At 69.2% G+C, this 7,989-nt stretch carries 9 protein-coding genes; 3 read left to right on the top strand and 6 right to left on the bottom strand.

The features are described from left to right. The 4 genes from PMI01_RS17100 to rfbC form a co-directional block, all read right to left on the bottom strand. Positions 1-422 (bottom strand): SDR family oxidoreductase (locus tag PMI01_RS17100; protein ID WP_007671645.1); only part of this gene is annotated, 422 nt, incomplete at its 3' end. A gap of 3 nt (positions 423-425) precedes the next feature. Continuing rightward, the gene (rfbB, locus tag PMI01_RS17095; protein WP_035036837.1) at positions 426-1,487 is read right to left on the bottom strand and encodes a dTDP-glucose 4,6-dehydratase; all 1,062 of its coding nucleotides are present in this window, start codon (positions 1,485-1,487) and stop codon (positions 426-428) included. A 124-nt stretch (positions 1,488-1,611) separates the two neighbouring features. Beyond that, on the bottom strand, positions 1,612-2,499 hold the full coding sequence (locus PMI01_RS17090) for an alpha/beta fold hydrolase (protein ID WP_007671641.1): 888 nt from the start codon (positions 2,497-2,499) through the stop codon (positions 1,612-1,614). Next, a complete protein-coding gene (gene rfbC / locus PMI01_RS17085; RefSeq protein WP_007671634.1) occupies positions 2,496-3,068 on the bottom strand; it encodes a dTDP-4-dehydrorhamnose 3,5-epimerase in 573 nt (190 codons plus the stop codon). The genes PMI01_RS17090 and rfbC overlap by 4 nt, the downstream gene beginning before the upstream one ends. A gap of 32 nt (positions 3,069-3,100) precedes the next feature. On the opposite strand from rfbC, the gene PMI01_RS17080 reads away from it, so the two are divergent. Then, positions 3,101-4,138, top strand: coding sequence for a glycosyltransferase family 2 protein (locus PMI01_RS17080; RefSeq protein WP_007671633.1), 1,038 nt, complete (start codon positions 3,101-3,103; stop codon positions 4,136-4,138). 54 nt (positions 4,139-4,192) lie between these two features. On the opposite strand, the gene argE is transcribed toward PMI01_RS17080, so the two are convergent. Then, the gene (gene argE, locus PMI01_RS17075; protein ID WP_007671631.1) at positions 4,193-5,371 is read right to left on the bottom strand and encodes an acetylornithine deacetylase; all 1,179 of its coding nucleotides are present in this window, start codon (positions 5,369-5,371) and stop codon (positions 4,193-4,195) included. A 99-nt stretch (positions 5,372-5,470) separates the two neighbouring features. Between argE and PMI01_RS17070 the strand changes: the two genes are divergently transcribed. After that, positions 5,471-6,103: a glutathione binding-like protein gene (locus PMI01_RS17070; protein WP_007671629.1), complete on the top strand. Its 633-nt coding sequence runs from the start codon at positions 5,471-5,473 to the stop codon at positions 6,101-6,103. 217 nt (positions 6,104-6,320) lie between these two features. Here PMI01_RS17070 and PMI01_RS17065 read toward each other — a convergent pair whose 3' ends face one another. Further along, the gene (locus PMI01_RS17065) at positions 6,321-6,842 is read right to left on the bottom strand and encodes an FKBP-type peptidyl-prolyl cis-trans isomerase (RefSeq protein WP_007671626.1); all 522 of its coding nucleotides are present in this window, start codon (positions 6,840-6,842) and stop codon (positions 6,321-6,323) included. A gap of 150 nt (positions 6,843-6,992) precedes the next feature. Between PMI01_RS17065 and PMI01_RS17060 the strand changes: the two genes are divergently transcribed. Next, positions 6,993-7,880, top strand: a complete 888-nt coding sequence (locus tag PMI01_RS17060) for a UTP--glucose-1-phosphate uridylyltransferase (protein ID WP_085954882.1) — start codon at positions 6,993-6,995, stop codon at positions 7,878-7,880. Positions 7,881-7,989: the final 109 nt, after the last annotated feature.

The raw sequence follows: 7,989 nt of genomic DNA, 5'->3' as shown, positions 1-7,989 counted from the left end.
GCCGCCGCCACCGCCTGTTCGCCGGCCAGCTTGCTGGCGCCGTAGACGCCGGTCGGCCCGGTGGCGTCGGTCTCGACATAGGGACGATCCAGCACGCCGTCGAAGACATAGTCCGTGGAGAAGTGCACGAACGGCAGGCCGCGCGACGCGCAGGCCACGGCCATCGCCGCCGGCGCGTCACGATTGAGGGCGAAGGCCGCGTCGGCCTCCTGCTCGGCGCGGTCGACGGCGGTGTAGGCGGCGGCGTTGATGATCGCGTGGGGATCGACCGACGCGATCAGGCCTTCAATCGCGCCGAAATCGGCGAGGTCCAGGGTCTCGCGTCCGGCGAAGACCATGGCGCGGCCGCTGGCCACGCCCAGTCCCTCCAACTCGCGAGCGACCTGGCCGCTTCGACCGAACACCAGGATCGGCTTGGTCATCGATCAGCCGGCCTTGGCGGTCAGCAGGCCCAGGCGCTTGCCGTCATAGGCTTCGCGGAGCGGCGCCGACCAGTCGGCGCGGGCCAGATACCATTCGACCGTCTTGCGGATGCCGGTTTCGAAGGTCTCGCGGGCCCGCCAGCCCAGCTCGGTCTCCAGCTTGGTGGCGTCGATGGCGTAGCGGCGGTCATGACCGGGCCGGTCGGTGACATAGGTGATCAGGTCGCGGTGCGCGCCCGCCGCATGGGGGGCCAGTTCGTCCAGCAGGTCGCATATGGTGTGAACCACCTGCAGGTTGGTCCGTTCGTTGCGGCCGCCGACATTGTATTTCTCGCCCGGACGTCCGGCCTCGAGAATGCGGCGCAGGGCGCGGGCATGGTCGTCGACATACAGCCAGTCGCGGATATTGGCGCCGTCGCCGTAGACCGGCAGCGGCTTGCGATCCAGGCCGTTGAGGATCATCAGCGGGATCAGCTTTTCCGGGAAGTGATAGGGGCCGTAGTTGTTGGAGCAGTTGGAGACCAGCACCGGCAGGCCGTAGGTGTGGAACCAGGCCAGGGCCAGGTGGTCGGCGGCGGCCTTGGACGACGAATAGGGCGAGGTCGGCGCGTAGGGCGTGGTCTCTTCGAACAGCCCGTCGGCCCCCAGGCTGCCATAGACTTCGTCGGTGGAGACATGCAGGAAGCGGAAGGCCGCCTGAGCTTGAGCGTCCAGGCCGCGCCAGTAGTCCAGCGCGCAATCGAGCATCACATAGGTGCCGACGATGTTGGTCTCGATGAACGGACCGGCGCCGGCGATCGAGCGGTCGACATGCGACTCCGCGGCCAGATGCAGGACCGCGTCGGGGCGGTGGGCCTGGAAGATCGCCCGGATCGCCGCGCGATCGGTGATGTCGGCCCGTACGAACACATAGTCCGGCGAGTCCGAAACCTCGGCGACCGAAGTCAGGGTGCCCGCATAGGTCAGCTTGTCCAGATTGACGACCTGATCGCCCGTCTCGCGGATCAAGAGGCGACAGACCGCCGAGCCGATAAAGCCCGCTCCCCCGGTAACAAGTATCTTCACGCTATAGTCCTTCCAGGCCGACACTGCGGCGTTCGAGGCGGCGTCGCACCCCTAACGCACTCTATCGAAACGCGTAATCCCCAAGGCGGGATATCATTTGCCGATGAGCTTCGATAGCCGTTGATCAAGTCGCGATCACGTCGAGCGAAGCGCCACGGAGAAATGCGCCGAGCGCCTTCCAGGCCGCCGGCTCGGTCAGCATCGGCGCGTGGCCGACCTCGGGAACCTCGACATAGGTCATGAGAGGGGCGGCCGCGCGCATGCGCTCGACGATCGGCCGGTCGATCAGGTCGGAGATCGCACCGCGCACCAGCAGCACGGGCCCGCACGCCGCCAGGGCGCGGAACAGCGGGTACATGTCGGCCGGCGGCGCTTCCGGATCGGCGGCCTTGAAGGGCGCGGCGATGTCCGGGTCATAGGCCAGCGCCAGGGTCCCGTCCGGCGTTTCATCGACCAGCCGGCGCGCGAACACCGTCCAGTCGGCGTCGGCGTAGGTCGGGAAGGCCGCTCCGTTGATCGCCTTGGCGTAGGCGGCGGCCTCGTCCCAGGTCGCGAAGGCAAAGCCGCCGCCGACATAGCCGCCGATCCGGGCCAGGCCCGCCGGCGCCAGCTCGGGCCCCACGTCGTTGAGCACCGCGCCGGCGATGGCTTCGGGACGGATCGAGGCCAGCACCATGGCGATGATCCCGCCCATGCTGGTCCCGACGAACACCGCCCTGTCGACGCCCGTGGCGTCGAGCAGGGCGACGATGTCCATGGCATAGGTTCCCGGATGGTAGTTCAGCGGCTGGGGATCGCGCGCCGAGCGGCCCCGGCCACGCACGTCCACCGCGATCACCCGGCGACCCGTCGCGGCGATGCGCGGCGCCAGGTCCTCGAAGTCGCGGGCGTTGCGGGTCAGGCCGTGGATGCAGATCACCGGAACGCCGGAAACCTCGCCGATCGGGGCGTAGTCGCGGGCGTGCAGGATCAGGCCGTCCTGCGAGGTCCAGCTCAGGTCGGCAAAGCTCAAGCCGCGCCTTCGTAGACGAAGGGCGTGTCGAGGTCGGCCAGCAGCGAAGCCTCGCCGTCGCGCGCGTTGGTGGTGATCTCGCCGGCCGGAACGGTCCAGTCGACGCCGACGGCGGGGTCGTTCCAGCGCAGCGCGCCCTCGGCGTGCGGCGCGTAGTAGCCGGTGACCTTGTAGAGCACCTCGCACTCGTCGGTCAGGGTGCAGTAGGCGTGGGCGAAGCCCTTGGGCACCAGCAACTGCTGGGCGTTGTCGGCCGACAGCTCGGCTCCGACCCAGCGGCCGAAGGTCGGCGAACCCCGGCGGATGTCGACGGCGACGTCGAAGATCGCGCCGCGCACGCAGCGCAGCAGCTTGTCCTGGGCATGCGGCGGCTTCTGGAAATGCAGGCCGCGCAGGATGCCGCGGGTGGTCGACCGCACGTGGTTGTCCTGCACGAAGGTCCCGCCGGTGAAGCCGGCCTCCTCCAGCGCCGATTGACGAAAAGTCTCCGAAAACCACCCCCGCTCGTCGCCATGACGCGCGGGCGTGATAAGCAGCACCTCGGGGATCGCCATCGGCGTGATCTTCATGTTTGAACCCTTTGAGAACGAGTTCGCCACGCATGGCTCGCCCCACCGGCAAAGGCAAGAGCGACGCGGCGCCGACGGTCAGCGTCGTCATCGTCTCCTACGAGAGCGGGCCCACGCTGGAGCGTTGCCTGGCTGGACTGGACGCCCAGACCTTCGCCGATTTCGAGGTTCTGCTGGTCGACAACGCCTCGACCGACGGCGCGCCCCAGGCCGCCGTGGCCGCGGACCCGGCGATCCGGTTCCTGCAACCGGGCGTCAATCTGGGCTTCGCGGCCGGCAACAACCTGGCGGCGCGCGAGGCGCGGGGCCGCTGGCTGGTGCTGCTCAATCCCGACGCCTATCCGCATCCGGACTGGCTGGAGGCGCTGATCGCCGGGACGCTGCGCCATCCGGAGGTGCGCTGCTTCACCTCGCTGCAGATGGTGGCCGACGAGCCGGGCCTGATGGACGGGGCGGGCGACGTGATGACCTCGGCCGGCATCCCGTTCCGCGGCGGCTATCGCCGGCGCTTGCCGCCGAACCTGCGCGAGGGCGAGGTTTTCTCGGCCTGCGGCGCGGCGACCCTGATCGACCGCGCGCTGTTCCTGAGCCTGGGCGGCTTCGACGAGCGGTTCTTCTGCTACTGCGAGGACGTCGACCTGGGCTATCGGCTGCGCCTGGCGGGCGAGGCGACCTTGCTGCTGCCGGCGGCGCGGGTCGAGCACGTGGGATCGGCCAGCACTGGGGTGCGTTCGGACTTCGCCGTCTTCCACGGTTCGCGCAACCGGATCTGGACCTTCCTGAAGAACACCCCGCCGCTGCTGCTGTGGCTGACCACGCCGCTGCACGTGGCGGTGACCGCCGGCCTGCTGCTGCTGCACGCCCGGCGGGGCGACGCCGCGCCGGTGGTGCGCGGCATCCGGGCGGCGCTCAAGCGCGAGGCCCTCGATCCGATCCTGGCTTCGCGGCGCGCGCTTCAGGCCGGCCGCAAGGCCGGGTCCTGGGATATCCTGCGGGCCATGGCCATCGACCCGGTGGCCTTTTTCGGTCGCCGGATCGTCATCCGGCGCTACCGATCCTCGGAGCGGTAGCAGGTCCTGGGAGACGCGTGACGGTCGCCGAAAACCGGCTTCCACCTTCGGCCGTCACGCTTGGGAAAGGTCCTCGATCAGCCGGCGCATGAAGGCCGCGCCGCGCTGCATCTGGCTGACCTCGACATATTCGTCGGGCTGGTGGGCCTGGTCGATCGAGCCGGGACCGCAGATCACCGTCGAGAAGCCCGCGCCCTGGAACTGTCCGGCCTCGGCGGCGTAGGGCACGACGCGCGGCGGGCCGTTGTCGCCGGCGATGCGGCGGGCGAACACCTCGGCCGCCCCATCGACCTCCGGCGCGAAGGCCGGGGTCATCGAGCGGGTCTCGACGCGCACGCCGCCTTCGGGGGCCCTGGCCTTGATCTCGGCGTCCAGCTTCGCGGCCAGGGCGAAGAAGTCGGCCAGGATCGCCTGGGCGTCCATCCCCGCCGGCATGCGCAGGTCGAAGACGAACACGCACTCGCGGGCCAGGATGTTGAGCGCCGTGCCGCCATTGACCTGGCCGATGGTCAGGGTCGCGCCCTTGGGGACGAACGGCGAGCCTGGGTCGGCCTCGCGCTCCAGCCGCTCCGACAGCTCGACCAGATGGCTCATCAGCTTGATGGCGACCATGTTGGCCGAGACGCCCAGATGGGTCAGGCTGGAATGGGCCTCGCGACCGGTGACCGTGACGCGGAAGCTGGAGATGCCCTTGTGGCCGCGCACCGCGACCATGTCGGTGGGTTCGCCGACCACCACCAGGGCGGGGCGGGGCAGCTCGCTGGCGATCACCGCGATCATGTCCGGCGCGCCCAGGCAGCCGATCTCCTCGTCGTAGGAGAAGGCCAGGTGGACGGGGCGGTCGAGCGTGGCGGCGGCCAGATCCGGCGCGGCGGCCAGGGCCAGGGCGAGAAAGCCCTTCATGTCGCAGGTCCCCCGCCCGTACAGCCGCCCGTCGCGCGGGGTCAGCACGAACGGATCGCTGGTCCACGGCTGGCCGTCGACCGGCACCACGTCGGTGTGGCCCGACAGCACCACGCCGCCCGGGACGGCCGGGCCGATGCTGGCCAGCAGGTTGCTCTTGGTCCCGTCGGGGTTGGGCACCCGCCGCGAGGCGATCCCCAGGTCGGACAGATAGGCCTCGACCCATTCGATCAGGGCCAGGTTCGAAAGCCGCGAGGTGGTGTCGAAGGCCACGAGCGTGCCGAGAATATCGACCGCGCGGGCGGAAAGCGTTTCGGATGAGGAGACCATGGCGCGACCCTAGCGCGGCCTCGCGCGCGCGCCTACCGTCGGCGACGCGAACGGACCGGCGCGCGTCGTCCGTGCGCGTGGAACGAGCGGAGACACCGGATGATCGACCTCTACACCTGGGCCACGCCCAACGGCCGCAAGATCTCGATCATGCTGGAGGAGCTGGGCCTGGACTATCGCGTCCACCCGGTCGACATCGGCCAGCACCAGCAGTTCGCGCCCGATTTCCTGACGATCTCGCCCAACAACAAGATTCCGGCGATCATCGACCGTGACACGTCCGGCGGTCCGCAGTCGGTGTTCGAGAGCGGCGCGATCCTGGTCTATCTGGCCGAGAAGACCGGCAAGTTGCTGGCGCCGTCCGGCCCCGCGCGGGTGGCGGCCCTGGAATGGACCTTCTGGCAGGTGGGCGGGCTGGGGCCGATGGCCGGCCAGTTGAGCTATTTCGCGCTGCGCGCCGCCGAACCCTCGGAACTGGCCATCGACCGGTTCGGCGACGAGGTCCGGCGGCTGCTGGGGGTGATGGAGGGGCGGCTGGAAAAACACCCCTACCTGGCCGGCGAAACCTATTCGATCGCCGACGTCGCCAGCTACGCCTGGACGCGGGCGGCGCTGGAGACCCTGGAGAAGATCCAGTCCGACAAGCCCGCCCTGCCGGCGGTGCGCCGCTGGCTGAAGACGGTCGGCGAACGACCGGCGGTGGTCAGGGGCATGGCCGTCCCGAGGATTTAGGAATTGTTGGCGCTTGGCTCGGCGGAGCGATTTCACGTCCGCGATGTGTTCTGGCGCGGGGCCACCCACATTCGTCATCCCCCGACTTGTTCGGGGGACCCAAGCGGCGTTTCCGATGAGCACCCGCCAGCTCGGCTTGGGTCCCCCGCATAAAGCGGGGGATGACGGAGTTTTTGAGTTGAACAAGCGCCCGCTGGGCAGGGCTGGTCCACGTCGTCTAGGCTGGGGCCCGCTCCTTGGGCGCCTGGATCTTGGTGGGCAGCACGTCGATCAGCTCGATGCGGAAGATCATCACGCTATTGCCGGGGATCGGACCCTTGTCCTGGGCGCCGTAGCCGAGGGCCGGCGGCACGTAGAGGGTCCATTCGTCGCCGGGCCGCATCATCACCAGGGCTTCCTTCCAAGCCGGCACCAGGCCCTGCAGCGGGAACGAGGCGGGCTGGCCGCGCTCGTAGGAGCTGTCGAAGATCTCGCCGTTCGTCAGCTTGCCCTCGTAGTGGACCTTGACCTCGTCGATGGGCCCCGGCTTGGCGCCGGTGGCGGGACCCGAGCGGACGATCTTGTACTGCAGGCCGTCGGGCAGGGTGACCACGCCGGGCTGCTTGGCGTTCTGGGCCAGGAAGGCCTCGGCGGCGGCCAGGCTTTCCTGCTGCTTCTTGCTGGGTCCGCAGGCCGACAGGCCCAGGGCGACGCCAAGCGTGACCGCGACGGCGAGGACGAAACGGGGGACGCGGACCATAAGGCGAAGCTCCGGAACAATTGCGTGTCCGTGCTAGCCCATTTCTCGCCGCACGGCGCGGCGATTTTCGGCAGGCCGCGGTTTGAGGCGAACCGTCATCGAACAGTGGTGGCGCGCCCCGGCGGCGCGCCCTAGAAACCGTCCCCATCAGTGACCGCTCACGAGGCTTCCATGAAACCCGTTCGCAAGGCCGTTCTCCCCGTCGCCGGTTTCGGCACCCGGGTCCTTCCCGGCACCAAGACGACGCCGAAGGAGCTGCTCAACGTCGTGGACAGGCCGATCCTGTCCTACATCGTCGAGGAAGGCCGGGCGGCGGGCATCGAGCACTTCGTCTTCGTGACCGGCCGCAACAAGGGCGCGATCGAGGACTATTTCGACCACCAGGTCGAGCTGGAAGCCGCCTTGGCCGCCAAGGGCAAGACCGCCTTGCTCGAGGAGCTGCTGGGCGAGCTGCCCAGGCCCGGCGAGATGAGCTTCGTGCGCCAGATGGCCCCGCTGGGCCTGGGCCACGCGGTGTGGTGCGCCCGCGACATCATCGGCGACGAGCCGTTCGCGGTGATGCTGCCCGACATGGTGATGTCGGCCGGCGTCCCGGCCCTGGCCCAGGCCATCGAGGCCTATGACCAGAAGGGCGGCAACATCGTCGTGGTCGAGCCGGCGCCCGAGGGCATGGCCCACCAGTACGGCATCGTGGCGCTGGACGGCCAGGACGGCCGGCTGAACCGCATGACCGGCATGGTCGAGAAGCCGGCCAAGGGGACCGAGCCCTCGAACCTGTTCATTTCGGGCCGCTACATCCTGCAGCCGGAAATCTTCGATCTGCTGGAGAAGCAGGGCAAGGGCGCCGGCGGCGAGATCCAGCTGACCGACTCGATGCTCAGCCTGCTGAAGACCCAGGACTTCCACGCCCTGGAATATGACGGCGAGACCTATGACTGCGGCGACAAGATCGGCCTGCTGCGGGCTAATGTGGCCCTGGCCCTGAAGCGCCCGGACCTGGGCGAGGCGGCGCGGGCGATGATCCTGGGGCTGCTGTAGTTCCGCCTATCCCTCTCCCCTTGCGGGAGGGTGACCTCGCGGAGCGAGGTCGGGTGGGGGGTCGATAGACGCAAGACGCCGCGACAGCCGAAAGGCCGGTCGCGGCGTT

It is taken from the genome of Caulobacter sp. AP07, from assembly GCF_000281955.1.
In the GTDB taxonomy this organism is placed as follows: Bacteria; Pseudomonadota; Alphaproteobacteria; order Caulobacterales; family Caulobacteraceae; genus Caulobacter.
The sequence above is the reverse complement of the archived record's forward strand: the minus strand, read 5'-3'. Positions and strand labels throughout refer to the sequence as shown.